Raw genomic sequence first — 239 nt, forward strand, 5'->3', positions numbered from 1 at the left:
TAATTTGACGACATTCATTTACACATGCTAAAAGCATTATGATAATCAACATTTCAGGAGGAAACCCAATGGCAATGAGCAATAACGATATATTAAAAAGAGTAAGATATGCTTTAGATATAAAAGATATAGATATGGTAGAAATTTTTAAACTTGGTGGAATGGAAGTAACGAAAGAAGACGTAGTTGATATGCTTACAAAAATAAAGAGAGCGCCTCAGCACGAACCTGAAAACCCT

At 32.6% G+C, this 239-nt stretch carries 1 protein-coding gene; it reads left to right on the forward strand.

Going from position 1 to position 239, the window contains the following annotated elements; translation table 11 throughout:
• Nucleotides 1-68: 68 nt before the first annotated feature.
• On the forward strand, nt 69-239 hold a 171-nt coding region (locus MR083_RS27340; protein ID WP_242270138.1), incomplete at its 3' end, for a DUF1456 family protein.

This window comes from Bacillus cereus group sp. BfR-BA-01408 (assembly GCF_022663305.1).
In the GTDB taxonomy this organism is placed as follows: domain Bacteria; phylum Bacillota; class Bacilli; order Bacillales; family Bacillaceae_G; genus Bacillus_A; species Bacillus_A pacificus.